Source organism: Pseudomonas sp. 3A(2025) (genome assembly GCF_054589175.1).
The window spans coordinates 34,188-61,030 of sequence record NZ_BAAILM010000020.1; the positions used below are offsets into that span (position 1 = coordinate 34,188).

Consider the following 26,843-nt stretch of genomic DNA (forward strand, 5'->3'; position numbering starts at 1 on the left):
TGACCCGGGCTGCCGCTTCGATTTCTTCACGGCTGGCGCTGGCCGGCATTTCGATATGACCGCGCAGTTTACCGTTGACCTGAATCACCAGTTGCAGGCTGTCCTGCACCAGCGCGCTTTCATCCAGCACCGGCCAGCCGGCATCGATGATCGGCGTGCTGTGGCCCAGATGCTGCCACAGTTCATGGCTGATGTGCGGCGTGATCGGCGCGAGCAACAGGGCGACGGTCTGCAGACCTTCCTGCAACAGGGCGCGGTCTTGCTCTGTCGCTTGCGGGGCCTTTTCCAGCACGTTCATCAAGGTCATGACCTGGGCGACGACCGTGTTGAATTTCTGGTTCTGGCCAATATCCTGGCTGGCTTGCCTGATGGCCTGGTGGATCGCACGGCGAATGACTTTCTGCTCGTCGCTCAGTGTGGCCAGATCAAGGCTGCCCGGCAGGCCCTGAGCCACATGGGCCTGGGCCAGACGCCAGACGCGGCGCAGGAAGCGGCTCGAACCTTCGACGCCGGAATCGGACCACTCCAGGCTCTGGTCGGGCGGCGAGGCGAACATCATGAACAGGCGGCAAGTGTCGGCGCCGTACTGGTCGATCATGGTCTGCGGGTCGATGCCGTTTTTCTTCGACTTCGACATCTTCTCGGTGCCGCCGATCTCGACCGGCAGGCCATCGCTGGTCAGTCTGGCGCTGATTACCTTGGCCTTGGCGTCACGCTCCAGCGTCACGTCGGCCGGGTTGATCCAGGTCTTCTTGCCGCTGGCTTCCATGCGGAAATAGGTTTCGGCGTTGACCATGCCCTGGGTCAGCAGGTTCTTGAACGGTTCGTTCGAGGTCACCAGGCCTTCGTCGCGCATCAGCTTGTGGAAGAAGCGCGCGTACAGCAGGTGCAGGATCGCGTGTTCGATACCACCGATGTACTGATCCACCGGCAGCCAGTGGTTGGCGGCGTTCGGCTCGACCAGGCCACCTTCATAGTGCGGTGAGGCGTAGCGGGCGTAATACCACGACGACTCGACGAAAGTGTCCATGGTGTCGGTTTCACGCTTGGCCGGTGCACCGCATTTCGGGCAGTTGCACTCGTAGAACTCAGGCATGCGCGCCAGCGGCGAACCGGCGCCGTCCGGCACCACGTCTTCGGGCAGCACGACCGGCAACTGATCTTCAGGTACCGGTACATCGCCGCATTGCTCGCAATGCACGATCGGGATCGGGCAGCCCCAGTAACGCTGGCGGCTAATGCCCCAGTCGCGCAGGCGGAACTGGGTACGCGACTGACCGAGGTCTTTCTTGATCAGTGCGACTTCAATAGCGTCGAACGCGCCCTGGAAGTCCAGGCCGTCGAACTCGCCGGAATTGATCAGCGTGCCGTGCTCGCCATAGGCAGCCTGCCATTCGCTGCCGACTTCGTCGCCCACGCTGGTACGCACCACGGCCTTGATCGGCAGGTTGTACTGGGTGGCGAATTCGAAGTCGCGCTCGTCGTGGGCAGGGACCGCCATGACCGCACCGTCGCCGTAGTGCATCAGCACATAGTTGGCGACCCACACCGGCAGTTTCTCGCCGGTCAGCGGGTGCTCGACGAACAGCGAGGTCGGCAGGCCCTTCTTTTGCTGGGTGGCGACGTCGGCTTCGGCAACGCTGCCGCCCTTGCACTCATCGATGAACGCTTGCAGCGCCGGGTTGCCCTGAGCAGCTTGTGTGGCCAGCGGGTGCTCGGCGGCCACGGCGACGTACGTCGCGCCCATCAGGGTGTCGGGGCGGGTGGTGAAGACTTTCAGGGCGCCGGCGGTGCCGATGCTGGCCTGATCGTACGGGAACTGCACCTCCATGCCGCGCGACTTGCCGATCCAGTTGCGCTGCATGGTCTTGACCTGCTCGGGCCAGCCCGGCAAATCGTCGAGGCTGGTCAGCAGTTCATCGGCGTAAGCGGTGATCTTGAAATAGTACATCGGGATTTCGCGCTTCTCGATCAGCGCGCCCGAACGCCAGCCACGGCCGTCGATGACCTGCTCGTTGGCCAGAACAGTCTGGTCAATCGGGTCCCAGTTGACGGTGCCGTTCTTGCGGTAGATCACACCCTTTTCGAACAGGCGAGTGAACAGCCACTGTTCCCAACGGTAGTAATCCGGCTTGCAGGTGGTGACTTCACGTGACCAGTCGACCGCCAGGCCCAGGCTTTTCAGCTGGTCCTTCATGTAGGCGATGTTTTCGTAGGTCCACTTGGCCGGCGCGACATTGTTGTCGATGGCGGCGTTTTCTGCCGGCATGCCGAAGGCGTCCCAGCCCAGCGGCTGCAGAACGTTCTTGCCGAGCATGCGCTGGTAGCGGGAAATTACATCACCGATCGTGTAGTTGCGCACATGACCCATGTGTAGCTTGCCGCTGGGGTAAGGAAACATCGACAGGCAGTAGTAGGTCTCCTTGCCTGGCTGTTCACTGACTTCAAAGGATTTTTGCTCGTCCCAGAACGACTGGGCGGCGGCTTCGATTTCGCGGGGCTGATAGAGTTCGTGCATGGCTTTTTTTACTAAGGATGGGTGACCCTTGGCCTCTTCATCGCATCCCCTGGTCAGCCCGCACCGGGGGCAATGGCCTGGGCGGTGCGTCGGGACTGGAGTGAGCGCAAGTGGGGTTAAGGAAACGCCGTAGCATACATGAGCGCTGTCGGCCGAGGGAAACCCTGATTGCGCAGCCAGGCGGCAAAAGCCCCGATGAGTGACGTGATCCACGGATAGTTCCCGCCGTTGGTCGCAGTTTCCCGCCTGTTTCAGCAGCAGCGCTAAGCTCAAGAACGAGGGTATGTTCTATCTTCGACGAGGTGAGCGGATGACAGAGTTGCAGCACCTATCAGGCACTCCTGAGCTGTATGAACGTTTGATCAATCGCATGGAGCTTGCGCTGGAAACGGCAAGTACGGCGGTTCGTCTTCGCAACGAACTGCTGGTAGAACTCGAATTCAACGGCCTGACCAATGCCGAGTTCGAGCTGATTGAGGCCTACCTTGAAAAAGGATCGAAGGCTGCAAACGGGGCTGTTAAAGATAAAGACGAGGACGGTTTCAAGGCAGCACCGGAATCATCCGGTGCACTGCCAGCATCGCGCGACCCGGTCAAGGTTATCTGGCTCAAGGACAAGCGCCGTGCCGGTAGCGCCAGCCGGTCAAGCGGTCACTCAAAGACTACATTCAGGTTCTGACCATCGCGGGCTGCGGGCCCGTCTTTCAAGCATTGTCGCTTGGCACCATTGCTTTTAGGCTTCGGACATCTCTGGAGATGTCCGATGCCTTTACGCTATCTGTTCAAAACCCTGTTGTTACCGCCTGGCATTCTGTTCGTGCTGTTGTTGCTGGCCTGGTGGTGGCGGCGCTTACGACCGCGCCTGGCCTTTGCCTGTTTTGCTCTGGGGCTGGGCGGGTTGTGGCTGATGAGCCTGCCTGCGGTGGTCGAACACGCGGCCCGTAGTCTGGAGCACGTGCCGCCTTTGCCCAGCGCGCAGTGGGCACATCTTGCGCAGCAGGCCGATGTGATAGTGGTGTTGGGCAATGGCCGGGAGCGGCATTCGCCGACATGGGGCACCGATGCGCCGACGGCGCTGGGTCTTGAACGCCTGCAACTGGCGGCGCGCCTGGCGAAGGTCTCCGGGTTGCCGGTATTGGTGAGTGGTGGCCTGCATTATGGCGAGCCGCCCAGCGAAGCGCGGATCATGAGCGACACGCTGCGTGACGATTTTGCTGTCAACGTACGCTGGCTGGAAGAACAAAGCCGCACCACATGGGAGAACGCGACCCTGAGCGCCGAACAACTGGCGCCGCTGGGGCTCAAGCGTGTGGTGCTGGTGACCCAGGCCTGGCACATGCCGCGTGCACGCTGGAGTTTCGAGCAGGCCGGCTTCACCGTCATCGGCGCGCCGGTGGGCTTTCTTGGCGTCGACAACGCCCGGCCTTTCGGCGGCTGGCTACCGGAAAGCCGCGCCTTCGGCCAGAGCGCATTGCTACTGAACGAAGCCGCGGGCTTGCTGGTGTACCCGTGGGTCTACCCTGATTCTTAACGGTTTTTGGATGTGCGCACCGTCAGGAAGGCCCAGCCCAACAACACAAAACACACCACGCCCAATGGCCACGAGCGCCAGCGCAGGTACGGGGTCAGTTCATGCATGGGCACCACTTCGCCATACAACACGCCGCGTTCGAACGAGGGCAGGCGGGTGGTGATCTGGCCGAACGGATCGATCAGCGCGGTGACGCCGTTGTTGGTGGCACGAATCATCCAGCGCCCGGCTTCCAGCGCACGCATCTGCGCCATTTGCAGGTGCTGCAACGGGCCGATCGAGGTGCCGAACCAGGTGTCGTTACTGACCGTCAGCAGCAGGTCGCTTCTGGCGGCCAGTCCTGCGGCAAACTCCGGGTAGACCACTTCATAGCAGATATAGGGCGCGATCTGATAACCCTGCGCCTGCAGCAACGGCTGATCGTGCGGTCCGCGAGCAAAGTCGGACATCGGCAGGTTGAAGAACGTGATCAGGCCGCGCAGCAGGTCCTGCAACGGCACGTACTCGCCGAACGGCACCAGCTTTTGCTTCAGATAAGTGCCGTCGCCGACGCCGGTCACCGTGATGCCGTTGTAATAACGGTATTCGCCGGCATGGTTGGCTTCGCGTATCGGAACGCCGGTAATCAGCGCCGAGTTTCGCTCGGCCGCAAAGCGGCCCATCATGCTCAGGTAGCCTTCGGCCATTTCCTTGAGCACCGGCACCGCTGTTTCCGGCCAGATGATCAGGTCGGCCTGCTTTGAGCGAAAGGTCATGTCGCGGTACAACGCCAGTTGCGCATTGAGGTGCTCAGGGTCCCACTTCAATGTTTGTTCGACATTGCCTTGCAGGGCAGCAACCGTCAGCGGCTTGCCGGCCGGCGAGGTCCAGGCGTGATCCTTCAGGGCCAGACCGATCACCCATGGGGCGAGCAGCAGCGCTACGCCTGCTGCCAGCCTTGAGCGATTCGGCCACAGGCGCGGCAGGTTGCACAGTACCGCCGCCGTCAACGCCAGGGCGAAGGACACCAGCCACACACCGCCCAGCGGTGCGAGCCCGGCCAGCGGACCGTCGAGCTGGCTGTAACCGGAATACAGCCACGGAAAACCGGTCAGGAACCAGCCGCGAAAGGCTTCCTGCGCCACCCACAACGCCGCAAACGCCAGCGCGTCGGCCAGCGGTTGCCCCGTGCGCCGTAGCCAGCGCGCCCAGGCCCAGGCGGGCAGGGCAAAGAACCAGGCAATGGCGGCGATGAACGACAGCATCAACAGGCCCGCCAACAGCGCCGAAGCGCCGCCGTAGGTGTTGATGCTGACGTAGATCCAGCTGGTGCCGGCACCGTACAGGCCAAAGCCAAAGCACCAGCCGCGCCATAGGGCCTGACGCGGACTCAAGTCGCGCAGGCCCAGGTAGAACAGCGCAGCGGCCAGCAATGCCAGTGGCCAGATATCGAATGGCGCCAGGGCCAGGGTGGTGAGACCACCGGCCGCCACGGCCAGCAGGTTACCGGGCCAGCCGGGGCGGGTGATCCAGCGCATCAAAAATCCTTAATACGGCGTAAGACGATTTATGTCCGAGACAACGGGCTCAGGCGCAGCAGGTGAATACGGCGGCTGTCAGCGTTGAGGATACGGAAGCGATACGCGCCGATCTCGGTGGTTTCGTTGCGCTTGGGCAGATGGCCAAAGGCATTCATGACCAGACCGCCAACGGTGTCGAACTCGTCATCGGAGAACTCGCTGTCGAAAAACTCGTTGAAGCTTTCGATCGGCGTCAGCGCCTTGACCAGGAAGTCACCGCTGGGCAGCGGCTTGATGTAGCTGTCTTCCTCGACATCGTGCTCGTCTTCGATATCACCGACGATCTGCTCCAGCACGTCCTCAATGGTCACCAGGCCCGCCACACCGCCGTATTCGTCGATGACGATGGCCATGTGATTGTGGTTGGCGCGAAACTCGCGCAGCAGCACGTTCAGGCGCTTGGATTCCGGCACGAAGGTGGCCGGGCGCAGCAGTTTCTTGATGTCCTGCTGGTCGCTGTCGGCTTGCAGGATCAGCGGCAGCAGGTCCTTGGCCAGCAGCACGCCGAGCACGTCGTCGTGGCTTTCGCCGATCACCGGGTAGCGCGAGTGGGCGGCATCGATGACGGCGGGCAGGAATTCGCGCGGCGTCTGCGTGGCGCGGATGCTGATCATCTGCGAGCGCGGCACCATGATGTCGCGTACTTGCAGGTCGGCAACCTGGATAGCGCCTTCAACGATGGCCAGTGCCTCGCTGTCCAGCAGCTTGTTCTGATGGGCTTCGCGCAGCAGCTCCAGCAGCTCCTGGCGGTTCTTGGGCTCGTGGGCAAAAGCCTGGGTCAATTTGCCCAGCCATGACTTTTGCCCGTTGCTCGATCGATCTTCGCTCATGGCCCTTACTCGTGGTCCTTGCTTGGTGTCTCTGAATGTTGAGGTTCTTCGCTGTCGTCGTCTGCGTAAGGATCCGGATAGCCCAGTTCCTCAAGCAACGTTCGTTCCAGCGCTTCCATTTCTTCGGCTTCTTCATCGTCTATATGATCGAAGCCGAGCAAATGCAGGCAGCCGTGGATCACCATGTGCGCCCAGTGAGCCTCGGGCTGTTTGCCCTGCTCCTGCGCTTCACGGTTGACCACCGGTACGCAGATGACCAGGTCGCCCAGCAGCGGGATATCCAGCAGGTCATCGGGAACGTCGGCCGGGAACGACAGCACGTTGGTGGCGTAATCCTTGTGCCGCCAGGTGTGATTGAGCTCGCGGCCTTCGGTTTCATCCACCAGCCGGATGGTCATTTCCGAATCGGCCGTGCGCGCACGCAAGCCCATTTCGCACCACAGGCGAAACTGGGCTTCGGTGGGTGCGCAGGTTTTGCTGGCGATCTGCAGGTCCAGCTCAAGCATTGCGGTGGCCTTCGTCGGAACGCGCCTCGAAGCGCTCGTAGGCTTCGACAATGCGCTGCACCAGCGGGTGACGCACCACATCTTTTGGCTGGAAATGGGTAAAGCTGATGCCCGGTACATCCTTGAGCACGTCGATGACGTGCGCCAGGCCCGACTTGGTGCCGCGCGGCAGGTCGACCTGGGTGATGTCGCCGGTGATCACGGCAGTGGAGCCAAAGCCAATACGGGTCAGGAACATCTTCATCTGCTCGACGGTGGTGTTCTGACTTTCGTCGAGAATGATGAAGCTGTTATTAAGGGTGCGACCGCGCATGTACGCCAGCGGGGCAATCTCGATCACCTGCTTCTCGATCAGCTTGGCCACGTATTCGAAACCGAGCATCTCGTACAGCGCGTCGTAGAGCGGGCGCAGGTACGGGTCGATCTTCTGGGCCAGGTCGCCGGGCAGGAAGCCGAGCTTTTCACCGGCCTCGACTGCCGGGCGAACCAGCAGGATGCGGCGGATCTGCTCGCGCTCCAGGGCATCGACCGCACAGGCCACGGCCAGCCAGGTCTTGCCGGTGCCGGCAGGGCCAATGCCGAAGTTGATGTCGTTGCCCAGTACGGCCTTGACGTAGCGCTGCTGATTGACACCGCGCGGGCGAATCATGCCCTTCTTGGTGCGCAGGCCCACGCTGGCTTCGGCAACCGGGTTGTGCCCGGCGTCATCGATGCCGGTTTCCTGCAGGAACAGGTGAACCATGTCGGGGGTCAGTTCGGCAGCCTTGGCTTCGCGATACAGACGGCGCAACAGGTTTTCGGCCGAGGAGGTGAGCCTGGGTTCGCCGATCAGTTCGAACTGATTGCCACGGTTGCGAATCTCGATGTCCAGGCGCTGTTCGATCAGGCGCAGGTGCTCGTCGAGTTGTCCGCACAGGTTGGCGAAACGATGGGCCTCGAAAGGTTCGAGGGTAAAACGATGGGGTTCTATAGGTGCGTTCAAGGTCTTCTTTTTGGCCGCCTGACGGCTGTGGGGGTTGAACTGAAGAATAACCCCAGCGTTGCCTGTGCGAAAGCTCTGACTTGTAATGACCTTATATCGCAGGAGCGGCTTTGGCCGCGAACGACTGCGAAAGGCACGGTGTTGAGCCTTTCGCTGACGATCCGGCTTTACGATTGCAGCAGCGAACCACGCAACGAGTGCGGTTGCGCCGCATCGATATGCACATCGACGAACTGGCCGATCAGGCTCGGGTTGTCGCAACTGAAGTTGACGATCCGGTTGTTTTCGGTACGTCCCTGCAACTGCCCGGGGTCTTTTCGCGAATAGTCGGTGACCAGAATCCGTTGGGTCGAGCCGACCATCTGTCGACTGATCTCGAAACCCTGCTGGTTCAGGCGATGCTGCAAGGCCGCCAGGCGCTGCTTTTTCACCTCTTCCGGCGTTTCGTCCTTCAGGTCGGCTGCCGGCGTGCCGGGGCGCGGGCTGTAGACGAAGGAGAACGAGAAGTCGAAACCCACGTCCTGTACCAGCTTCATGGTGTTTTCGAAGTCTTTCTCGGTTTCCCCCGGAAAGCCGATGATGAAGTCCGAACTGATGCAGATGTCCGGCACGGCGGCCTTGAGCTTGCGCAGTCGCGACTTGTATTCCAGCACCGTGTGGTTGCGTTTCATCGCCGCCAGCACCCGGTCAGAGCCCGATTGCACCGGCAAGTGCAGGTGCTTGACCAGCTCCGGCACCTCGGCATGGGCCTGGATCAGGCTGTCGGAGAACTCCAGCGGGTGCGAGGTGGTGTAGCGAATGCGGTCGATGCCATCGATGGCGGCCACCACCCGAATCAGGTCGGCCAGGTCGGCGACGCTGCCATCGGGGTGGGTGCTGCGATAACCGTTGACGTTCTGCCCCAGCAAGGTGACTTCACGCACGCCGTTTTCTGCCAGGTGAAAGACCTCGCTCAGCACATCGTCGAACGGCCGGCTGACTTCTTCGCCGCGGGTATAAGGCACCACGCAGAACGTGCAGTACTTGCTGCAGCCTTCCATCACCGACACGTAGGCGGTCGGGCCATCGACCCGAGGTTCGGGCAAATGGTCGAACTTTTCGATTTCCGGAAACGAGACATCGACCTGCGGCAGACCGCTGACGCGCGCGGCATCGATCATTTCCGGCAGGCGGTGCAGGGTCTGGGGGCCGAAGACCACGTCGACATAGGGCGCGCGGTCACGAATGGCGGCGCCTTCCTGGCTGGCCACGCAACCACCGACGGCAATGACCATTTCGGGGTTGGCCAGCTTCAACTCGCGCCAGCGGCCGAGCTGGGAATACACACGGTCCTGGGCACGTTCGCGAATCGAGCAGGTATTGAGCAGGATCACGTCGGCATCTTCGGCGCGTGCAGTGACTTCCAGGGCTTGATGTTCGCCCAGCAGGTCGACCATGCGCGAGCTGTCGTACTCGTTCATCTGGCAACCGTGGGTTTCGATGTAAAGCTTCTTGGCCATGCTCACTAATCTGCTGATTCAAAGAACCGCGCATTATAGGGGCGATGGCCGTTGGGTTCTAGCATTGCCTGTCCGGCGGGCATGCTATAGTTCCGCTCTTTTTCACCACTGTGATCATTGCCTGCTGACCATGACCAAACGCGAATCTCCCATCTACAAAGTGATTTTCCTCAACCAGGGCCAAGTGTTCGAAATGTACGCCAAGCAGATCTATCAGAGCGATCTGTGGGGGTTTCTTGAAGTCGAGGAGTTTGTCTTTGGCGAGCGCACGACCGTGGTCGTGGACCCCAGCGAAGAAAAACTCAAGGCTCAGTTCGAAGGCGTGGTGCGCAGCTTTGTGCCAATGCATTCGATCGTGCGCATCGACGAAGTCGAGCGCATGGGCACACCGAAGATCAGCGAAGCGAAGGGCGGCAGCAATGTCATGCCGTTCCCGGTGCCGATGCCAGAGAAGTAATTACGGTAATGGCGAGAAGGGCGTACGCCCTTCAGCCGTCTGCAACTCAAGCAGGTATTTGCGGAAAATCTGCCCCAGCACCTGGGTGGCGATTTCAAGCTCGTTGCGCTGCATCTTCGCCGACACCTCGTCGGCGGCGTCCAGGGCGTCTTCCGAGCCGTTGACCGCGGCCATCTTCAGCACCACGTAAGCCTGGATATTGTTCACCGGCACACCTTCGCCGGCAGCGAACATCGAGCCCAGCCGGTATTGCGCCTGGGCATGGCCCTGCAACGAGGCTTTCTCGAAATAATTCAGCGCCTGGCTCAGGTCGCGCTCGGTCTGCTTGCCTTCGTAGTAGAACTCGCCCAACTCGTATTGCGCCTGTGCATCCCCCGACTGCGCCGCCTGCTGGCATGCGCTCAAGGCATCGGGCAGGTTTTCCGGCAGCGTATTGAGGGTGCAACGACCCATCGCTGGGATCAACAACGAGTTGCCGCCTGCTGCCTGGGTCAGCAGGGGATAGACAAGCAACAGGCAGCCCAATGCAAGGGTGCGGCCGGTGCGGTTCATGGGAGTCGACTTGCCTCTGAAAAAGATGCGGGCGTACTGTGCAGCAGAAGGTGCTGGCTGCGCATTATGAAATAAGCGGAGGCCACCTTACAAAGTGTTTACGGATTTTCTGCTGCACGGCTTTTAAAAGCCTTGTTTTTAGAGGGTAGAGCACTAAGGCATTTACGCCCGCTGCTTTTGTAAACGGGGTCAGCGGGCGTAATACCCTTACTTGAGTGCAGCAAACGCCTTTTCAGCGGCATTCAGGGTCAACTGCAACTCCGCCTCGCCATGGGCGATGGAGGTAAAGCCTGCCTCGAAGGCGCTCGGCGCCAGGTACACGCCGCCGTCGAGCATCAGGTGGAAGAAGCGCTTGAAGCGCTCGGCATCGCTGGTCATCACGTCCTGAAAGGTGACGATGGCTTTGGTCTCGGTGAAATACAGGCCGAACATGCCACCTGCCTGTGTGGTGGTGAAGGCGATACCGGCCGCATCGGCTCGTTCCTGCAAGCCTGCCAGCAGGCGAGAGGTGTAGGCCTCCAGCTCGGCATGGAAGCCGGGGCGGCAGATCAGGCGCAAGGTGGTCAGGCCGGCGGCCATGGCCAGCGGGTTGCCCGACAGCGTGCCAGCCTGATAGACCGGGCCCAGCGGGGCGATGTGCGACATGATCTCGCGCTTGCCGCCAAAGCAGCCGACCGGCATGCCGCCGCCGATGATCTTGCCAAAGGTCGACAGGTCCGGGGTTACGCCGTAGTACGCCTGGGCGCCACCGAGGGCAACACGAAAGCCGGTCATCACTTCGTCGAAAATCAGCACCACGCCGTGCTCGTCGCACAGATCGCGCAGGCCTTGCAGATAACCCGGTGCCGGCGGCACGCAGTTCATGTTGCCGGCCACCGGCTCGACGATGATGCATGCCACTTCCTGGCCCACTTCGGCGAGCATGCTGCGCACCGCTTCCAGATCGTTGAACGGTACGGTCAGGGTGTGTTTGGCAAAGGCTGCCGGCACGCCGGGCGAGCTGGGCACCCCGAGGGTCAGTGCGCCGGAGCCGGCCTTGACCAGCAGGCTGTCGGAGTGGCCGTGGTAGCAGCCCTCGAACTTGATGATGCTGTCGCGGCCGGTGTAACCACGGGCCAGGCGAATCGCGCTCATGGTCGCTTCGGTACCGGAGCTGACCATGCGCACCATTTCCATCGACGGCACCAGCGAGCAGACAAGGTCCGCCATCTCGGTTTCCATCGCGGTCGGGGCGCCATACGACAGGCCGTGTGCCAGTTGGGCACGCACGGCGTCGAGGACTTCGGGGTGGCTGTGGCCGAGGATCATCGGGCCCCAGGAACCGACATAGTCAACGTAGCGTTTGTCGTCTTCGTCCGTCACGTAGGCGCCTTCAGCGTGCTTGAAGAACAACGGCGTACCGCCGACGCTCTTGAAGGCGCGGACCGGGGAGTTGACTCCGCCGGGGATGTGTTTTTGGGCGTTGGCGAACAGTGTTTCGGAACGGGACATGATCGGGTCTCTGCTTTTGAAACGGGAAGTCGTGTCTGCGCGGGCGAGGCGGGGCCATACGGCGCAGCAGGCGGCACTATAGCAAAAGCCACTTGACTGGCGGCTGTCGATGTCCGATTTCAGCCAGACAATTGCCCGGTGCTGGCTTAGAGTCTGGCCTATGAAAACCCTCGACCCGCAAGTCTGCTACGCCGCCTTTGCCGCCCGCGACCGTCGTTTTGACGGCTGGTTCTTCATGGGCGTGTCCTCGACCGGCATCTACTGTCGGCCGGTGTGCCCGGTGCGTGCACCGCTGGCGCGCAACTGCACGTTTTTCACCTCGGCGGCGGCCGCCGAACAGGCCGGTTTTCGGCCGTGCCTGCGTTGCCGCCCGGAACTGGCACCGGGGCATGCGGCGCTGGAGGCGTCCGAGCGACTGGCTCAGGCGGCGGCGCGATTGATCGAAGAGGGCTACCTCACCGGCCGCAATCTGGAAGATCTGGCGCAAAGGGTGGGCGTCACCGCCCGCCATTTACGGCGCATCTTCGAGGCGCATTTCGGCGTGAGCCTGATCGGGTTTGCCCAGACCCAGCGGCTGCTGATCGCCAAGCGCTTGCTCACCGAAACCGGCCTGCCCATGACCGAGGTGGCACTGGTTTCAGGCTTTGGCAGCGTACGACGCTTCAACGATGTATTTCAGGCGCGCTACGCGCTTAACCCGTCGCGCCTGCGTAAGGCCCGGCACATGCCGGCGGCGCAGACCCTCAATCTTGAACTGGCGTACCGACCGCCGTTTTCCTGGCCCGGCGTCCTGGCCTTTCTGGCTCATCGGTGTATTGCCGGCGTCGAGCGCGTCGACGCCGACAGTTACAGCCGGGCTATCGAAGTGGAACATGCAGGCGCACAACTGACCGGCTGGGTTCGTGTGCGTCACAACGCACCTCGGCACGTTTTGCAGGTAGAGATTTGCAGCACCTTGCAGCCAGCGATTGCTCAGGTGCTCGGCTTGCTGCGGCGGGTGTTCGATACCGGCTGCCGGCCCGATCTGGTCGATGCGCACCTCGGCGCGCTGGCCGAAGGCTTGCCGGGCATGCGCGTGCCGGGTGCTTTCGATGGCTTTGAAATTGCCGTGCGTGCAGTGGTCGGGCAGCAGATTTCGGTGCTGCGCGCCCGGCAGATTCTCGCACGCATCGCCGAGCGCTACGGCACGCCGATGGTGCAAGCTCCCGAGGGATTGCTGCAGGCCTTCCCGAGCGCCGAGGCGCTTGCCCGGCTTGAGCCTGAGGCGCTGATTGCCACCGGGCTGATCGGCATTCGCGCCGAGGCGATCATTCTGGTCGCCAAAGAGGTGGCTGCCGGCCGTATCGTGCTAGAACCGCTCGTGCCGCTGGAGCAAACCCTGGCGGCGCTGCGGCAGATTCGCGGCATTGGCGAATGGACTGTGCAATACATTGCCATGCGCGCGCTGGGCTGGCCCAATGCGTTCCCGCACGGCGATGCGGTGCTCAAGAAGTACCTTGGCTGCACCCGTGCTGCGCAGCTCGATGAGCAGGCCGACCGTTGGGCGCCCTGGCGGGCTTATGCGGTAGTGCATCTGTGGCGTTTAAGTGAGGAGGCAAAACAATGAACACAGGCTATCTGTTGAGCAGCGCCCTGGGCGATATCGTCCTGCGTGCCGAAGACGAGGCCCTGACCGGTGTGTTTTTCGTCGGTCAGAAGCACTACCCCGAACTGTTGATCACTGATGAGGCAAACGTGCCGCGCATCATCGCGCAGGCCCGTGAACAGTTGCAGGAGTTTTTCAGTGGCGAGCGTCAGGTCTTCGATCTGCCGTTGCGCGCCAAGGGCACGCCGTTTCAGGAGCAGGTCTGGCAGGAACTGGCACGCATACCGTATGGCGAGGTGCTGTCGTATGGCGCCATGGCGCGCAAGATGGGGCTGAGTGCAGGGCACTCGCGAGCGGTGGGCACCGCCAATGGCCGCAACCCGATCTCGATCATCGTGCCGTGCCACCGGGTGGTAGGCGCCAGCGGCGACCTGACCGGCTACGCAGGCGGCGTCGACCGCAAGCGCGCCCTGCTGGCACTGGAGTGCGCGCAGGGCTTCAAGCTGGGTTAACGACCCAGCAACGCATTGAACGCCTTCGCCCGGCGGGTCACTTCGGCTGCGCTGTCAGCGCCAAACAGGCCATTGACCACCGCCAGCAGATCGGCACCGTGCTCCACCAGAGGGGCTGCGTTTTCCAGGGTAATCCCGCCAATCACCGCAATCGGCAGGTTGATGCGGGCGCGAACCTGCTCAAGCAACTCCAGCGGCACTGCTGGCGCATCGGGTTTGGTCTGCGACGTGAAAAAGCGCCCGAACGCCACATAGGTAGCGCCGTCGGCCTTGGCCTGTTCGGCCAGCTCCAGCCGGCCGTGGCAGGTGGCGCCGACAATCGCCTTGTGGCCCAGCAGGGCGCGGGCATTGGACAGCGAGCCATCGGTCTGGCCCAGATGCACGCCAACGCCGAGGCGCGCCGCCAGCTCGGCGTCGTCGTTGATGATCAGGCGGGTCTTGTAGCGCTCGCACAACTTGAGCAGTTCGCTGGCTTCGCGCAGGCGGCGCGATTCGTCATGGGTCTTGTCGCGGTATTGCAGCAACGTGACGCCGCCCTCCAGGGCAGCCTCGACATAGGACAGAAACCTGCCGGCCAGTAACTGGCCGTCGGTGATGGCGTACAGGCCGCGTAGCTTCATGAAAGTGGCCTCGATAGGGTGATCACGAACAGAAGTCCAGCGGCAGGCGGCGCGGTACGAACTGACCCCGACCCAGCAGGTCGGCATCGCGCAGGGTGCGCCAGGTGTAGTCCAGTGCCGACTCGACGGCGCTGACCAGTTCCTGGCCCAGTGCCAGGCGCCCGGCCAGGGCGCTGGCCAGTGTGCAACCTGAACCATGATAGCTGCCCGGCAGGCGCTGGCAGGTAAAAGTCAGCGGCTGGCTGTCACGAATGTACAGGCGGTTGTGCACCTGTTCTTCATCGCCATGGCCGCCGGTGATCAACAGGTGTTGGCAGTATTCCAGCAAGCGTGCCGCGCACTCGTCGGCCGTGCCTTCGGGCAGTTCGGCGAGGATGCGTGCTTCGGGCAGGTTGGGCGTGGCGATCGTCGACAGCGGCAACAAGCGCTCGCGCATCGCATAACCGACTTCGTCCTTGCCCAGCCGTCCACCGCCGCCGGCCCGCAGCACCGGGTCGCACACCACCGGCAAGTGCGGGTGAGCGCTGAGCAGACCGACCACGGTGTCGACCATCTCCAGTGAACCGAGCATGCCCAGCTTGACGGCCTCGACCTGCGAGTCGTTGAGCACGGCATTGGCCTGGGCCAGCACCCACTCACGATCCAGAACGCGGAAATCGCTGACATTCACTGTGTCCTGCACCGTCAGTGCAGTCACGGCAGGAGCAGCATGGCAACCCTGGGCAAGCAGGGCTTCGATATCGGCCTGCAAACCGGCGCCACCACTGGGGTCGTGACCGGACAGGCAGAGAACTACGGGGCGGGTGCTATAGAGTGTGTTCATGGTGCGCGAGCTTATCATTAACTTTGCGGGGGCCGCTGCCAGGGCCTGAAAATTTCGGCGCTGCAATTTTGTGCAGTGTGTCGCATTCCTGGTGTGCGGCGTCTAACTGCCCGTGCTAGAGCCTTTGCTGTGAAATCAAAGGCATGGTGACTTTGAATGATTAGCAGCTATCCTTGTCAGTCTGCGCACGGATGCACGTACAGGGCCCGCCACTGGCGGCTTGTAGCATCATCCGGCACAGGTTTACGGAACCTATTGAACCTGCTTCACGGATGGAAAACTGCAGGGCGTCGCTTCAGGGATTGAGTGATCGCGACGGACTACCTTGGGGCTTTCATGCGCTACTTGCTGATGTTGCTGGTTGCTTGCCTGCCGTTGTTGGCGCATGCCGTCGAGTTCGACGAAAGCACCCGCAGTCTCTCGCTGGGTCGCTGGACCGAAGTGTTCGAAGACACCAGCGGCACTGTGGGCATCGATCAGGTCAGCCGTGCCGACATGGCCAAGGCCTTCCGCCCGCTGGGCGAGAAAACCCTGAATGCCGGCTATTCGCGTTCGGCGTTCTGGATGAAGATCGACCTGGCCTATCTGCCGCGCAACCCGGCCCGTCACTCCGACTGGTTGCTGGAACTGGCCTATCCGCCGATGGACCATGTCGATGTCTACCTGCTCGACGCCAGCGGTCGCCAGCAAATGAGCTGGCAAACCGGCGACATGCTGCCGTTCGCCAGCCGCCAGATCCGCCAGAACAATTTTGTTTTCGAGCTGCCGCTCAAAGCCGGCGAGACGATGACCGCCTACGTGCGCGTGTCCAGCAACGGCTCGGTGCAGGCGCCGCTGAACCTGTGGTCCAGCCATGCTTATCTCGAAGAACAGCCGTCGCGCATCTATACCCTCGGGCTGATCTACGGCGTGCTGCTGGGCATGCTGGTCTACAACCTGTTCATCTACGTCAGCGTGCGCGACACCAGTTACCTGTACTACATCCTGTACATCGCCTCGTTCGGCCTGTATCAGGTGTCGGTCAATGGTGCGGCCATCGAATACCTGTGGCCCGACAATCCATGGTGGGCCAACACTGCCACTCCGTTTCTGATGGGTGCCTCGGTACTGTTCGCCAGTCAGTTCACCCGCAGTTTCCTGCAAACGGCGCTGTTGGGGCGCTGGCTGGACAATCTGTTGATCTGGATGATGGGCAGTGCGGTGCTGGTGATGGGCCTGGCGTTATGTGCCGACTATGGGCTGGCGCTGCGAACGGTCACTTTGCTGGTCATGGCGTTCACGGTACTGGTGTTCACCACCGGCATCATCGCCTCGTTCCGGCGGGTGCGGGTAGCACGCTATTTTCTGGTGGCCTGGTCGACATTCCTGTTTGGCGGGCTGATCAATGCCGTGATGCTCATGGGCTATTTGCCCAACACTTTCCTGACCATGTATGCCAGCCAGATCGGCTCGGTGCTCGAAGTGTGCCTGCTGTCGCTGGCCCTGGCCGACCGCATCAACCATGCCCGCGAACTACAGGCGCAGAACCTGCTGGAGGCCGGCAAGGATCTGGAGCGCCTGAACCAGCAACTGGCGACCAGCAACCGCCTTAAAGACGAATTTCTCGCCACGCTCACCCACGAATTGCGCACGCCCATGAACGGCATCATCGGTTCTCTTGAACTGATGCGCACCGTGCCGATGGACGGTGAAATGCAGATGTACCAGCAGACGGCCGCCAGTTCTTCCCGGGACATGATGCACCTGATCAATGGCATGCTGACCCTGACCGAATTGCAGGCCGGTGTGCTGTATGCCCAAAGCGAAGCCTTCGAATTAAATAACCTGACCCGCCGCCTGCATACGCGCTTCATTGGCCAGGCGCAGGCCAAGGGCTTGCAACTGCGTCTGGACATGGACTCGCGGTTGCCGCGTTGCCTGCGTGGCGACCCCGACAAGCTGTATCAGTGCGTCGAATGCCTGATCGATAACGCGATCAAGTTCACCCGTCACGGCGCTGTCACCCTGCGTTTGCGTGCGCAGCGGCGCGACCCTGATAAATGCCATCTACAGATCGATGTGGTCGACACCGGCATCGGCTTCAAGCGGCTCGACGAGGCCGTGTTGTACCAACGCTTCTTCCAGGTCGACAGCTCGATGACCCGTGAGTACGGCGGCCTGGGCATTGGCCTGGCGATTTGCCGGCAACTGATCGAATTACAGGGCGGGCGTCTCAGCCATCATTCCGAGCCCGGCCGGGGCAGTTGCTTCACCTTGAGCCTGCCCTTGCCGGTGGTGCTGACGACCGTCTGTGAACAACAAGGCAAATGCGCCGACAGTTCGTCCGGTATGGCGCTGTTTAAGCTGCGGGGAGCGTGATTCACTGAGCATTGTTCGCTGACCCGAGGACGCCATCATGAACCCGCATTCATTGGCCCAGACCCACGAAGTCACCAATCAGCCGCCGCCGCTCGACGGCCTCAATCTGTACCGCTGCGACCTGCCGCTGCAAGCCTGGGTCCGCCACTTCGGCGCTGCTTGGGCAGACCCGCGCATCGACGCCTACGGCGCGCTGGCCGGCGGGCCGCTGATGGAAGCAGGCTTTCTGGCCAACCGGCACAAGCCGGTGTTCCACAGCCATGACCGCTATGGGCAGCGCATCGACCTGATCGAATTTCATCCGGCCTGGCACTTGCTGATGCGCACCGCCATCGAGCACGGCATTCCGTCCTTGCCATGGCGCGAGCCGCAACCCGGCGCGCATGTTGCGCGTGCGGCCATGAGTTACCTGCACACCCAGGCCGAGCCCGGCAGCGGTTGCCCGTTGACCATGACTTTCGCCAGCGTACCGGCGCTCAAGGTGCAGCCCGATCTGGCGCAGGTCTGGTTGCCCAAGGTGCTGGCCACCGAATACGACCCGCGTAACGTCGGCATGGCCCACAAGCCCGGTGTCACGATCGGCATGGCAATGACCGAGAAACAGGGCGGCACCGACGTGCGCGCCAACACTACCCGTGCTTACCCGGTTGGGGCTGGCGGGCCGGGGCAGGCCTATGAACTGGTCGGCCACAAGTGGTTCTGCTCGGCACCGATGTGCGATGCCTTTCTGACCCTGGCGCAGACCGACAAGGGCCTGAGCTGCTTTCTGCTGCCACGCCATCGCCCGGACGACACCCTCAACGCTTTCCAGATCCAGCGCCTTAAAGACAAGCTGGGCAACAGCTCGAACGCCTCCTGCGAAGTCGAGTTTCGCGGCGCGCTGGCCTGGATGCTGGGCGAAGAGGGGCGCGGCGTGGCGACCATCATCGAAATGGTCGCCATGACCCGCTTCGACTGCATGATCGGCTCCAGCGCCCTGATGCGTCAGGCCCTGACCCAGGCCACTCACCACTGCGCGCACCGCAAGGTCGGCGGGCAGGTGCTCAACCAACAGCCGTTGATGCAGAACGTACTGGCCGACCTGGCGCTGGAAAGCGAAGCGGCGCTGGCGCTGACCTTGCGCATGGCCCATGCGCTGGACAACGCAGGTGACGATCATCAGGCGCGCTTCATCCGTCTGGTCACGGCGGTGGGCAAATACTGGATTTGCAAACGCGCCCCGGCGATGATCAACGAGGCCGCCGAATGCCTGGGCGGCGCCGGCTATATCGAAGACAGCATTCTGCCGCGCCTGTACCGCGAAGCGCCGGTCAACTCGATCTGGGAAGGCTCGGGCAACGTTCAGTGCCTGGATGTGCTGCGCGCGCTGGCGCGTGAGCCCGGCGTGCTCGATGCCCTGTTCGACGAACTTGACGACGGCCGCGGCGATGCCGACCTGAGCCGCCACGTGCAACAGCTCAAGCATCAGTTGGCCGACCGCGAAGACCTGCCGTACCGGGCGCGGCAACTGACCGAAGACATCGCTGTGGCTCTGCAGGCGCGGTTGTTGCTCGATGCCGGTGTCAGCGCGGTCAGCGACGGGTTCATCGCTGGCCGCTTGCGCACGCCGGCCAGAGCCTACGGCGCGCTGCCGCGCGGGGTGGACTGCGAAACATTGTTGGCGCGCGCATCGCCACAGGTGGCATGAGCCGGGTACGATGCAGCACTGCACGTCAGACAGGATCTTTACCGTGAGCCATGCTTTTGTTGTCGTAGAAACCGCCGAACAAGCTGTCCAGCAACTGGCCGAGCTGCACGAGCGCGCCACCAGTGCGCTAAGCCAGGCCCTCAAGCGTTACCTCAAGGAGCGCATCGAGCCCGATGCCGAGCAGCGTGCGCTGTTTCGCTACCCTGAACTGCGTCTGACCTACACCTCCAACGGCGAAGTGCCGACCACCACGCGCGCCTACGCCAAGGTCCAGTTGCCCGGCACCTACACGGTGACCGTGACCCAGCCGGCGTCGTTTCGCAAATACCTGCTCGAACAGCTCGGCCCGCTGATCCGTGATTTCAACGTCACCCTGGAAGTCGGTTTTAGCGAAAAGACCATTCCTTACCCGTACGTGGTCGAGCAGGGCGACGAACTGGCCGGTACCGGCATCACCGCCGCCGCATTGGCGCGGGTATTCCCGAGCACTGATTTGTCGGCCACCACCGACGGCATCGCCGACGGCCTGCATGACTGGGCCAACGCCGACCCGCTGCCGCTAGCGCTGTTCGACGCCGCCCGCACCGACTTCTCGCTGCGCCGCCTGGTGCATTACACCGGCAGCGACTGGCGCCATGTGCAGCCGTGGATCCTGCTGACCAACTACCACCGTTATGTCGACCAGTTCATCATGCATGGCCTGGAAACCCTGCGTGACGACCCGCGTTTCGTGCGTCTGGTGCTGCCGGGCAACGTCATCGTCGACAAGCAGATGGACGCCGAAGAAGCACAAAGCGTGGTCGCCAGCGTGGTCTGGCACCGCTATCAGATGCCGGCCTATCACCTGGTGGCCGAGGACGGCCATGGCGTGACCCTGGTCAATATCGGCGTCGGCCCGTCCAACGCCAAGAACATCACCGACCACCTGGCGGTCCTGCGCCCCCACTGCTGGCTGATGATTGGCCATTGCGGCGGCCTGCGTCAGTCGCAGACCATCGGTGACTACGTGCTGGCCCACGCCTACATGCGCCGCGACGGCATTCTCGACCGCGTACTGCCACCGCACATCCCGATCCCGGCGCTGGCCGAGGTGCAGTTGGCCCTGCAGGAAGCGGCCGCGCAAGTCACCGGCGAACGTGGCGAAGACCTCAAGAAGCGCCTGCGCACCGGCACCGTCCTGACCTACGACGACCGCAACTGGGAACTGCGCTGGGCGCAGGAGCGGCCGTTGATCAACCTGTCTCGCGCCGTGGCCGTCGACATGGAAAGCGGCACCATCGCCGCCCAAGGCTACCGCCTGCGCGTGCCGTACGGCACCTTGCTGTGCGTCTCCGACAAACCGCTGCACAGCGAGATCAAACTGCCGGGCTCGGCCAACGCCTTCTACAACCGCGCCGTCAGCCAGCACCTGAAAATCGGCATCGCTGCCCTGGATCTGCTGCGCGCCGAACTCAACTCGCTGCACTCACGCAAATTGCGCAGCTTCGACGAACCACCGTTCCGGTGATCGCGCAGGGCGCCACACCAGTCTGTTAAAGTGGCGCTTTGTTTTTCCGGTCACTGTCATGTCCCGTATCCAACGTCCTGCTCCCCGGCGTGTCGCCAAGGCGCCGCCGGCCGAGCCGAAGCTGATCCTGTTCAACAAGCCCTTCGATGTGCTGACCCAGTTCAGCGACGATCAGGGCCGCGCCACGCTCAAGGACTTTATCGATATCCCGGGGGTTTATCCGGCCGGCCGTCTGGACCGTGACAGTGAAGGCTTGCTGCTGCTGACCAACGACGGTCAGTTGCAGGCGAAAATCGCCGATCCCAGGCACAAACTGGCCAAGACTTACTGGGTGCAGGTCGAGGGCGAGCCGAGCGAGGCGCAAATCCAGCAACTGCGCGACGGTGTGACGCTCAACGACGGCCCGACCTTGCCCGCCGAGGCCCGTGCTATCGAAGAGCCGGCGCTATGGCCGCGTAATCCGCCGGTGCGCTTTCGCCAGAGTATCCCGACCCGCTGGCTGGAACTGGTGATCAAGGAAGGGCGCAACCGTCAGGTCCGGCGCATGACCGCCGCCGTCGGCTTGCCGACCTTGCGCCTGGTGCGGGTCCGCATCGGCCCGTGGACACTCGAAGGCCTTGAACAAGGCCAATACCGGGAAGCTGCAAGCTTCAAGTTGTGAACCACAAGCTTCAAGTGGTGAGCTTCAAGCTACAAGCTGGAGAAACCTCATCATCACCGGCACCGCAGAACACTTGCCGCTTGAAGCTTCAAGCTTGCGACTGCTTCAATTGCGCAGGTGGGTCAGGGGCATTTCGGTGCTGGCTAACACCTGATTAAGCACGAAGCTTGATTTGACGCTGGTCACGCCATCGATACGGGTCAGGTGCCCCAGCAGCAGTTTCTGGTAGTGGTCCATGTCCGGTACCACGACTTTGAGCTGATAGTCGGCGTCCATTCCGGTCACCAGGCTGCATTCCAGCACCTGTGGCAGGTTGCGGATATGCTGTTCGAAGTTCTCGAAGCGTTCGGGCGTGTGGCGGTCCATGCCGATCAGCACGTAGGCGGTCAGGCTCAGGCCGAGTTTCTTGCGGTCCAGCAGCGCGACCTGGCGCACGATGTAACCGTCGTCCTCAAGCTGCTTGACCCGCCGCGAGCAGGGCGAAGGCGACAGGCCGATGCGCTCTGCCAGTTCCTGGTTGGAAATACGCGCATCGCGCTGCAGTTCAGCCAAAATGCTCAGGTCGTATCTATCGAGCTTGCTCACGATGTTCACCTTTCTGAGTTCTATTGCGCTGAATTATTGATCTGAAGCTAAAAATTGCGCAAGTGGGCTTTTATTGGGCAATCTTCGCAATCTCTTGTCGCCGCTAAAGGCCTATTCTTTTCAACACCAATCACTGCCCGGACATAGCGTCCACTGCGGCTCACCGAATCAGGCCAGCCGCGGCCTCCCACCCAACCGGGTGGACCAGGCCCCCGGGCTGCATCCCCTCCAGAAGACGGGATGACGTGAGCCGGCGCCACAAGCGTCGAGCCAGGACGAAGTATCCCAAGGGGGCCTTAAGGTCCCCTTTTTTAATGCCTTTAATAAAGAGCACGAAAAGCCGCTGCACAGAACCAGATGGCGGCGGTACAGTCTTAATAACGTCAATTCATTTTCCTGGTGGGCAAAGCATGAAAACCGGCTTCTGGCAGCTCGCGGTTCCCAGTCTGTTGTGCCTGAGCCTGGCCGGCCAGGTTCACGCAGGCGCGCAATTCCCGGACGGGCAGCGCGATGCCAATGCCGATTTACGCAACCAGCAGAATCAGGTGAACCAGGCCGAGCGTCAGCAGCAGCGGCAGATTCAGCAACAGCAGCAACAGATGCGCACTGTCGAGCAACAGCAACAACAGCAGATCCAACAGCAGCAATACAACCAGCAACGGCAGATTCAGGACCAGCAGAACCAGCAGCGCCAGGTCGAGCGTCAGCAGGATCGCCAGGTCCAGCAACAACAGAACCAGCTGCGTAATACCGAACGTCAGCAGCAACAGCAGCAATACCAGTACCAACAACAGCAGCAACAGCAACAGCAACAGCAGCGCCAGTACCAGACCCAGCAGCGTCAGGACGAGCGTCAACAGTTGCAGCAACGCCAGGACAACCTGCCGATTCAAAGCGGTCCTCGCGAAGCATGGCAAACCCAGCCGCCGCGCCAGGGCACTTATCAGGACCTGCCGCGCGAGCAGCGCCCGCGCCAGAACTGGGCCGGACGTCCCGACGGGCATGGCGATGGCTGGGGAACAGGGCCACGCTACCGCCCCGGCAATAGCATCAACCAGGTGCCGCGCGGCTATTCGCGCATTCCGTGGCGCGGCCAGGATTACTACTATGCCGAAGGTTACTGGTACCGCCCGCAAGGCGAGCGCTACGTGGTCGTAACGCCACCGCAGGGCGTACGCGTGAGCCGCCTGCCGGCGTACTCGCAAGAACTGTGGGTCGGGGGCTCGTTGCTGTTTCTGGCGGCGGGCAGTTATTACGCCTGGCAGCCGGACACCCAGGACTATGTAGTAGTCAGCCCGCCACAAGCGCAGGTCGACAGCCAGGGCTCGCCGCCTTCGGGCACCGAGTACGACCCGGTGTTTTCACCCATTGCCGGGCAAACGCCAGAGCGGGTCGAGTATGACCGTTACCAATGCTACCGCTGGGCCGCTGACCAGAGTGGTTTCGACCCTGCGAACGTGACCTATCCACCGGCCGATCAAGTCGTGGACGTGTACCGCCGCGCCATGGGCTCGTGCCTGTATGAGCGCGGTTATCGCGTCGAGTAGCGTAGTCGATCAGGCGCTGGTCTGCTTGACCACTTCCTGTGGGTCGGCATGCACCAGCACTTCGGCCAGCGGATACTGCGCATGAATGGCGGCCGCGACGCGGTCGCACAGCTCATGGGCGACCGACAGGGTCAGGGAACCGGGCAATTCCAGATGCAGTTGCACAAACCAGACCTGCCCGGAAATCCGCGTACGCAAGTCGTGTGCGCCCAATACGCCGGGTACACCACGCGCCAGTTCAAGCATCTGTGCGCTGACCTCAAGCGGCAGCTCTTCATCCATCAGCACCGAGAACGTCTCACGGGCGATCTGCACTGCACTCCAGACGATATAACCGGCAATCGCCAGACCGAACCAGGCATCGGCCTGCTGCCAGCCCAGCCCGCTCAACACCAGTGCGACCAGAATACTGACGTTAAGCAACAGGTCTGACCGGTAATGCAGCGAGTCGGCCTTGATCGCACTGGAGCCGGTGATCTTGATCACCTTGTGCTCAAACCCTAGCAAGGCCACGGTCAGCGCCAGCGCCAACAGCGTCACGATAATCCCCGGCAACGCCGCCAGCAGCGGTTCGGGGTTCTGGATGCGCTCGATGGCCTGAATGCCGATCAGCACACCACTCACCGTGATGAACAGCGCCTGCGCCATCCCCGACAACGCTTGCGCCTTGCCATGCCCATAGCGGTGGTCTTCATCGGCCGGGCGCAGCGCATAATGCACCGCCAGCAGGTTAAGCAACGAAGCGGCGCCATCGAGCAGCGAGTCGGTGAGTCCGGCCAGCAGGCTCAATGAGCCACTCATCCACCAGGCCACGCCCTTGGTGACGATCAGAATGACCGCCACCGCCAGCGAGGCCCGGGTCGCCAGACGCAGCAGGCGGTTGTGTTCAACGTTTACTTGCATACAGGCTCTTCAGGTCAGAATCAGGCGGCCGGGCGCAAACCCAGGCCGGCCAGTTGCTCGATGCTGCCCTTGTGCTGGATCAGACGCGGATCGTCGAGCGGAAATTTGCGGCCCAGCTCGTCTTCAAGGATGACCTGGAGCTTTTGTGTATCGACACTGCCATCGGCGTTAACGGCCGGTTGCAGTTTGTGCGGATCGACATGTGCCTGCTCGTTGGGCGCGTAATAAATGGCGCCGGTGGCGAAGTCCACGCCCAGCGCGATCACGCCAGGAATCACATAGAACAACAGCCCCAACGCATCGAGCACGACAATCGCCGGGTCGACCTTGCCGTCGATCTGGCCACGGCGATCAGGGTAGAAAATGCTGCCACAAGCGGAAAGCTGGGTCAGCAAGGTGGCGGCCAGAACACCGCCGATCAAACGCGAAGCAAGGCGCATGGGGAAACTCCTGTAGTGAAGAAGGGCAACTATACAAGGCAAAGACTGCCGGGCTAAGACTATCGCGTGTGGCGCAGGTTCTGGTTCAGGAAAATTTTGCAGGCTCAAGCGTCATGCGAACCGCGTTATAGTTCGACGGGTTCGATTCTTTCCAATCTTGCAGGGCGATCACGATTCATGGCCAAAGCAGCCTCCTCCTCCAGATCCACCGCCGATTACTGGTTATTGCATATCGAATTGCTCGACACCGAGCCGTCCATCTGGCGCCGGGTTGCCGTGCCGTCCGATCTGTACCTGGATGATCTGCACGAAGTCCTTCAGGGCGTGATGGGCTGGGAAGACGAGCACCTGCACGCGTTCAGAATCGGCAATGTGGTTTACGGGATGGACGATGACGCGTTCGAAAGCGACGGCGAACCTGAGTCGCAACATACCTTGGGCGATGCGGTAGGCAGAAAAAAAACCTTCACCTACCTCTATGATTTTGGCGATGACTGGCAGCACAAGGTCACGGTCGAGAAAAGAGGTTTGCCAGCCAGTGATTTTCCGCAGAGGATTTATTGCGTCGAAGGCGCCAATGCCTGCCCGCTGGAAGATATCGGCGGTGTGCCGGGCTATTACTTCATGCTTGAGGCCTTGGCCGATCCAGAGCATCCGGAGCATGAATCGGTGGCCGGGATCTTCAAAGGTTTCGATCCGTCGCTGTTCGATCTGCAAGACACCAATGAGTGGCTGAAACAGTTCAACCCTCTGGACGCCCGTGAGGTGTATCAAGTGCTCAAGGACCTTGCACTGGAACAACGCAGCCTGCGCAAGGCCGATGTGCAGCCGGTCGATCAAACCGCCGATGCGTCGGTAGTCGTCGAGGTTGATGACTGGCTGTTGATACTCGCCAGTGACGAACAGGGGCTGGCACTGTGTCAGCTGTGCCGCGCACCTGATGGTCGGCTTGGCACGATTGACGACTGGCATCGTGCGGGTACCGATCCGGTGGCGTTTCTCAGTGCGTGGGAGAAGCAGCAGGTGGAGCGGTTGTTGAAGGGGTTGTAGGGCTTGCGCAAGTATTAAGGGGCTGGCGTTGCTGGTCCTTCAGGGTGTGATAGAGCAGCTCCGCTGCCCTGGCAACTCCATTCCCGTGCCACTGAAACGGTGATGAAATCAGGTTGTGTGATGGCCCCGCGATGCGGGGGCCTACTCTTATTTTTCTTTAGTCGCTCGTTTCACTGATTATGACTTCTTTACATTGAGGTTAAACGAGCAGCCAGTTTTGGTGCTCTGCTCCAATCCAGAAGAAGCGGCAGGTTCTGTCGCCGCTGCACAGCCTGAATATTCTTCAGCAGATAATCTTCGTGAGCACCGGATCACTTCGAATCGTCGGCCGGCAGCTTGGGCGCCTGTTTTGCGATTTTCTTCTCTTCCGATTTCACGCGACGCTCAAGCTTACGAATGTCCTCTTCGGCGGGTAGTTCTTCGGGCCTTATACCACGCTGCTCCAGCATGTCACGCACACTCAGGTTGTTCTGAACATGCTCTTTGACGATAGTCGGCTCGCCTTGTAAATCAGCTGTAAGCGGATGGCGAACACACCTACCGAACTCCAGCATTAAGGGCGATGGTGTCCGCGTATTTTTAAGCGGACACCATCGCCCTTATCGCCAGGATTTCCATGCGCCAACGAAGCTCTTACCCC

At 61.7% G+C, this 26,843-nt stretch carries 25 protein-coding genes; 11 read left to right on the top strand and 14 right to left on the bottom strand.

The genetic code is table 11. The annotated features are described in order from the left end of the window. A partial coding sequence (gene leuS, locus ACYP2A_RS07970) for a leucine--tRNA ligase (protein ID WP_459744218.1) occupies nucleotides 1-2,518 on the bottom strand: 2,518 nt, incomplete at its 3' end. A 310-nt stretch (nucleotides 2,519-2,828) separates the two neighbouring features. On the opposite strand from leuS, the gene ACYP2A_RS07975 reads away from it, so the two are divergent. After that, a complete protein-coding gene (locus ACYP2A_RS07975; protein WP_459744259.1) occupies nucleotides 2,829-3,197 on the top strand; it encodes a hypothetical protein in 369 nt (122 codons plus the stop codon). Between the two features lie 84 nt (nucleotides 3,198-3,281). After that, nucleotides 3,282-4,049, top strand: a complete 768-nt coding sequence (locus tag ACYP2A_RS07980) for a YdcF family protein (RefSeq protein ID WP_459744220.1) — start codon at nucleotides 3,282-3,284, stop codon at nucleotides 4,047-4,049. Here ACYP2A_RS07980 and lnt read toward each other — a convergent pair. From lnt to miaB, 5 genes are all read right to left on the bottom strand, one after another. Beyond that, the gene (gene lnt / locus ACYP2A_RS07985) at nucleotides 4,046-5,566 is read right to left on the bottom strand and encodes an apolipoprotein N-acyltransferase (RefSeq protein ID WP_459744222.1); all 1,521 of its coding nucleotides are present in this window, start codon (nucleotides 5,564-5,566) and stop codon (nucleotides 4,046-4,048) included. The two genes, ACYP2A_RS07980 and lnt, sit on opposite strands and share 4 nt — an antisense overlap. A gap of 29 nt (nucleotides 5,567-5,595) precedes the next feature. Beyond that, on the bottom strand, nucleotides 5,596-6,438 hold the full coding sequence (locus ACYP2A_RS07990; protein WP_459744223.1) for an HlyC/CorC family transporter: 843 nt from the start codon (nucleotides 6,436-6,438) through the stop codon (nucleotides 5,596-5,598). Nucleotides 6,439-6,443: 5 nt separating this feature from the next. Then, a complete protein-coding gene (gene ybeY / locus ACYP2A_RS07995) occupies nucleotides 6,444-6,944 on the bottom strand; it encodes an rRNA maturation RNase YbeY (protein ID WP_459744225.1) in 501 nt (166 codons plus the stop codon). After that, nucleotides 6,937-7,926, bottom strand: a complete 990-nt coding sequence (locus ACYP2A_RS08000) for a PhoH family protein (RefSeq protein ID WP_459744226.1) — start codon at nucleotides 7,924-7,926, stop codon at nucleotides 6,937-6,939. The genes ybeY and ACYP2A_RS08000 overlap by 8 nt, the downstream gene beginning before the upstream one ends. Nucleotides 7,927-8,093: 167 nt before the next feature. Beyond that, nucleotides 8,094-9,425, bottom strand: coding sequence for a tRNA (N6-isopentenyl adenosine(37)-C2)-methylthiotransferase MiaB (miaB, locus tag ACYP2A_RS08005; RefSeq protein ID WP_459744228.1), 1,332 nt, complete (start codon nucleotides 9,423-9,425; stop codon nucleotides 8,094-8,096). 130 nt (nucleotides 9,426-9,555) lie between these two features. Here miaB and ACYP2A_RS08010 point away from each other — a divergent pair, with 130 nt between their 5' ends. After that, nucleotides 9,556-9,882: a DUF1820 family protein gene (locus ACYP2A_RS08010; protein ID WP_056841884.1), complete on the top strand. Its 327-nt coding sequence runs from the start codon at nucleotides 9,556-9,558 to the stop codon at nucleotides 9,880-9,882. Here ACYP2A_RS08010 and ACYP2A_RS08015 read toward each other — a convergent pair whose 3' ends face one another. Both ACYP2A_RS08015 and hemL read right to left on the bottom strand, forming a co-directional pair. After that, a complete protein-coding gene (locus ACYP2A_RS08015) occupies nucleotides 9,883-10,434 on the bottom strand; it encodes a tetratricopeptide repeat protein (protein ID WP_459744229.1) in 552 nt (183 codons plus the stop codon). Nucleotides 10,435-10,641: 207 nt separating this feature from the next. After that, a complete protein-coding gene (gene hemL, locus ACYP2A_RS08020) occupies nucleotides 10,642-11,925 on the bottom strand; it encodes a glutamate-1-semialdehyde 2,1-aminomutase (RefSeq protein WP_459744231.1) in 1,284 nt (427 codons plus the stop codon). Between the two features lie 160 nt (nucleotides 11,926-12,085). Between hemL and ACYP2A_RS08025 the strand changes: the two genes are divergently transcribed. Beyond that, nucleotides 12,086-13,531 (top strand): AlkA N-terminal domain-containing protein, encoded by a 1,446-nt coding sequence (locus ACYP2A_RS08025; RefSeq protein WP_459744232.1) that lies wholly within the window; start codon nucleotides 12,086-12,088, stop codon nucleotides 13,529-13,531. Beyond that, nucleotides 13,528-14,022 (top strand): methylated-DNA--[protein]-cysteine S-methyltransferase, encoded by a 495-nt coding sequence (locus ACYP2A_RS08030; RefSeq protein ID WP_459744234.1) that lies wholly within the window; start codon nucleotides 13,528-13,530, stop codon nucleotides 14,020-14,022. The genes ACYP2A_RS08025 and ACYP2A_RS08030 overlap by 4 nt, the downstream gene beginning before the upstream one ends. Here the strand turns inward: ACYP2A_RS08030 and thiE are convergent. After that, a complete protein-coding gene (gene thiE, locus ACYP2A_RS08035) occupies nucleotides 14,019-14,642 on the bottom strand; it encodes a thiamine phosphate synthase (protein WP_459744235.1) in 624 nt (207 codons plus the stop codon). The genes ACYP2A_RS08030 and thiE overlap by 4 nt on opposite strands. 22 nt (nucleotides 14,643-14,664) lie before the next feature. Next, complete coding sequence (locus tag ACYP2A_RS08040; protein ID WP_459744237.1) at nucleotides 14,665-15,465, bottom strand: hydroxymethylpyrimidine/phosphomethylpyrimidine kinase; 801 nt, start codon at nucleotides 15,463-15,465, stop codon at nucleotides 14,665-14,667. Between the two features lie 336 nt (nucleotides 15,466-15,801). Here ACYP2A_RS08040 and ACYP2A_RS08045 point away from each other — a divergent pair, with 336 nt between their 5' ends. The 4 genes from ACYP2A_RS08045 to ACYP2A_RS08060 are packed head-to-tail and all read left to right on the top strand — an operon-like array spanning nucleotide 15,802 to nucleotide 21,678. Beyond that, nucleotides 15,802-17,823 (top strand): sensor histidine kinase, encoded by a 2,022-nt coding sequence (locus ACYP2A_RS08045; RefSeq protein WP_459744238.1) that lies wholly within the window; start codon nucleotides 15,802-15,804, stop codon nucleotides 17,821-17,823. Nucleotides 17,824-17,860: 37 nt separating this feature from the next. Further along, entirely contained in the window at nucleotides 17,861-19,510 is a 1,650-nt protein-coding gene (locus tag ACYP2A_RS08050; RefSeq protein ID WP_459744240.1) for an acyl-CoA dehydrogenase family protein, read from the top strand. A 10-nt stretch (nucleotides 19,511-19,520) separates the two neighbouring features. After that, nucleotides 19,521-21,017 carry an AMP nucleosidase gene (gene amn, locus ACYP2A_RS08055; protein WP_459744242.1) on the top strand — a complete coding sequence of 499 codons (1,497 nt, stop codon included), beginning with the start codon at nucleotides 19,521-19,523 and terminating at the stop codon, nucleotides 21,015-21,017. Between the two features lie 58 nt (nucleotides 21,018-21,075). Beyond that, complete coding sequence (locus tag ACYP2A_RS08060; RefSeq protein WP_459744243.1) at nucleotides 21,076-21,678, top strand: pseudouridine synthase; 603 nt, start codon at nucleotides 21,076-21,078, stop codon at nucleotides 21,676-21,678. Nucleotides 21,679-21,783: 105 nt separating this feature from the next. On the opposite strand, the gene ACYP2A_RS08065 is transcribed toward ACYP2A_RS08060, so the two are convergent. Beyond that, on the bottom strand, nucleotides 21,784-22,263 hold the full coding sequence (locus ACYP2A_RS08065; protein WP_459744244.1) for an Lrp/AsnC family transcriptional regulator: 480 nt from the start codon (nucleotides 22,261-22,263) through the stop codon (nucleotides 21,784-21,786). Between the two features lie 410 nt (nucleotides 22,264-22,673). Between ACYP2A_RS08065 and ACYP2A_RS08070 the strand changes: the two genes are divergently transcribed. After that, nucleotides 22,674-23,810 (top strand): DUF6515 family protein, encoded by a 1,137-nt coding sequence (locus tag ACYP2A_RS08070; protein ID WP_459744246.1) that lies wholly within the window; start codon nucleotides 22,674-22,676, stop codon nucleotides 23,808-23,810. Nucleotides 23,811-23,819: 9 nt separating this feature from the next. Here ACYP2A_RS08070 and ACYP2A_RS08075 read toward each other — a convergent pair whose 3' ends face one another. Both ACYP2A_RS08075 and ACYP2A_RS08080 read right to left on the bottom strand, forming a co-directional pair. After that, nucleotides 23,820-24,713: a cation diffusion facilitator family transporter gene (locus ACYP2A_RS08075; RefSeq protein ID WP_459744248.1), complete on the bottom strand. Its 894-nt coding sequence runs from the start codon at nucleotides 24,711-24,713 to the stop codon at nucleotides 23,820-23,822. A 20-nt stretch (nucleotides 24,714-24,733) separates the two neighbouring features. Continuing rightward, nucleotides 24,734-25,153 carry a polyribonucleotide nucleotidyltransferase gene (locus ACYP2A_RS08080; protein WP_459744250.1) on the bottom strand — a complete coding sequence of 140 codons (420 nt, stop codon included), beginning with the start codon at nucleotides 25,151-25,153 and terminating at the stop codon, nucleotides 24,734-24,736. 177 nt (nucleotides 25,154-25,330) lie between these two features. Between ACYP2A_RS08080 and ACYP2A_RS08085 the strand changes: the two genes are divergently transcribed. Then, nucleotides 25,331-26,203: a plasmid pRiA4b ORF-3 family protein gene (locus tag ACYP2A_RS08085; RefSeq protein ID WP_459744251.1), complete on the top strand. Its 873-nt coding sequence runs from the start codon at nucleotides 25,331-25,333 to the stop codon at nucleotides 26,201-26,203. A 311-nt stretch (nucleotides 26,204-26,514) separates the two neighbouring features. Here the strand turns inward: ACYP2A_RS08085 and ACYP2A_RS08090 are convergent, their stop codons facing one another. Next, a complete protein-coding gene (locus ACYP2A_RS08090; protein WP_459744253.1) occupies nucleotides 26,515-26,757 on the bottom strand; it encodes a hypothetical protein in 243 nt (80 codons plus the stop codon). Between the last annotated feature and the right edge of the window lie 86 nt (nucleotides 26,758-26,843).

What these genes read in the sequence shown, in the direction of transcription:
- ACYP2A_RS07975 (WP_459744259.1), top strand. Translation starts at nt 2,829, where the DNA reads ATGACAGAGTTGCAGCACCTATCAGGCACTCCTGAGCTGTATGAACGT.
- ACYP2A_RS07980 (WP_459744220.1), top strand. Translation starts at nt 3,282, where the DNA reads ATGCCTTTACGCTATCTGTTCAAAACCCTGTTGTTACCGCCTGGCATT.
- lnt (WP_459744222.1), bottom strand. Translation starts at nt 5,566, where the DNA reads ATGCGCTGGATCACCCGCCCCGGCTGGCCCGGTAACCTGCTGGCCGTG.
- ACYP2A_RS07990 (WP_459744223.1), bottom strand. Translation starts at nt 6,438, where the DNA reads ATGAGCGAAGATCGATCGAGCAACGGGCAAAAGTCATGGCTGGGCAAA.
- ybeY (WP_459744225.1), bottom strand. Translation starts at nt 6,944, where the DNA reads ATGCTTGAGCTGGACCTGCAGATCGCCAGCAAAACCTGCGCACCCACC.
- miaB (WP_459744228.1), bottom strand. Translation starts at nt 9,425, where the DNA reads ATGGCCAAGAAGCTTTACATCGAAACCCACGGTTGCCAGATGAACGAG.
- ACYP2A_RS08010 (WP_056841884.1), top strand. Translation starts at nt 9,556, where the DNA reads ATGACCAAACGCGAATCTCCCATCTACAAAGTGATTTTCCTCAACCAG.
- ACYP2A_RS08015 (WP_459744229.1), bottom strand. Translation starts at nt 10,434, where the DNA reads ATGAACCGCACCGGCCGCACCCTTGCATTGGGCTGCCTGTTGCTTGTC.
- hemL (WP_459744231.1), bottom strand. Translation starts at nt 11,925, where the DNA reads ATGTCCCGTTCCGAAACACTGTTCGCCAACGCCCAAAAACACATCCCC.
- ACYP2A_RS08025 (WP_459744232.1), top strand. Translation starts at nt 12,086, where the DNA reads ATGAAAACCCTCGACCCGCAAGTCTGCTACGCCGCCTTTGCCGCCCGC.
- ACYP2A_RS08030 (WP_459744234.1), top strand. Translation starts at nt 13,528, where the DNA reads ATGAACACAGGCTATCTGTTGAGCAGCGCCCTGGGCGATATCGTCCTG.
- thiE (WP_459744235.1), bottom strand. Translation starts at nt 14,642, where the DNA reads ATGAAGCTACGCGGCCTGTACGCCATCACCGACGGCCAGTTACTGGCC.
- ACYP2A_RS08040 (WP_459744237.1), bottom strand. Translation starts at nt 15,465, where the DNA reads ATGAACACACTCTATAGCACCCGCCCCGTAGTTCTCTGCCTGTCCGGT.
- ACYP2A_RS08045 (WP_459744238.1), top strand. Translation starts at nt 15,802, where the DNA reads ATGCGCTACTTGCTGATGTTGCTGGTTGCTTGCCTGCCGTTGTTGGCG.
- ACYP2A_RS08050 (WP_459744240.1), top strand. Translation starts at nt 17,861, where the DNA reads ATGAACCCGCATTCATTGGCCCAGACCCACGAAGTCACCAATCAGCCG.
- amn (WP_459744242.1), top strand. Translation starts at nt 19,521, where the DNA reads ATGCAGCACTGCACGTCAGACAGGATCTTTACCGTGAGCCATGCTTTT.
- ACYP2A_RS08060 (WP_459744243.1), top strand. Translation starts at nt 21,076, where the DNA reads ATGTCCCGTATCCAACGTCCTGCTCCCCGGCGTGTCGCCAAGGCGCCG.
- ACYP2A_RS08070 (WP_459744246.1), top strand. Translation starts at nt 22,674, where the DNA reads ATGAAAACCGGCTTCTGGCAGCTCGCGGTTCCCAGTCTGTTGTGCCTG.
- ACYP2A_RS08075 (WP_459744248.1), bottom strand. Translation starts at nt 24,713, where the DNA reads ATGCAAGTAAACGTTGAACACAACCGCCTGCTGCGTCTGGCGACCCGG.
- ACYP2A_RS08080 (WP_459744250.1), bottom strand. Translation starts at nt 25,153, where the DNA reads ATGCGCCTTGCTTCGCGTTTGATCGGCGGTGTTCTGGCCGCCACCTTG.
- ACYP2A_RS08085 (WP_459744251.1), top strand. Translation starts at nt 25,331, where the DNA reads ATGGCCAAAGCAGCCTCCTCCTCCAGATCCACCGCCGATTACTGGTTA.
- ACYP2A_RS08090 (WP_459744253.1), bottom strand. Translation starts at nt 26,757, where the DNA reads ATGCTGGAGTTCGGTAGGTGTGTTCGCCATCCGCTTACAGCTGATTTA.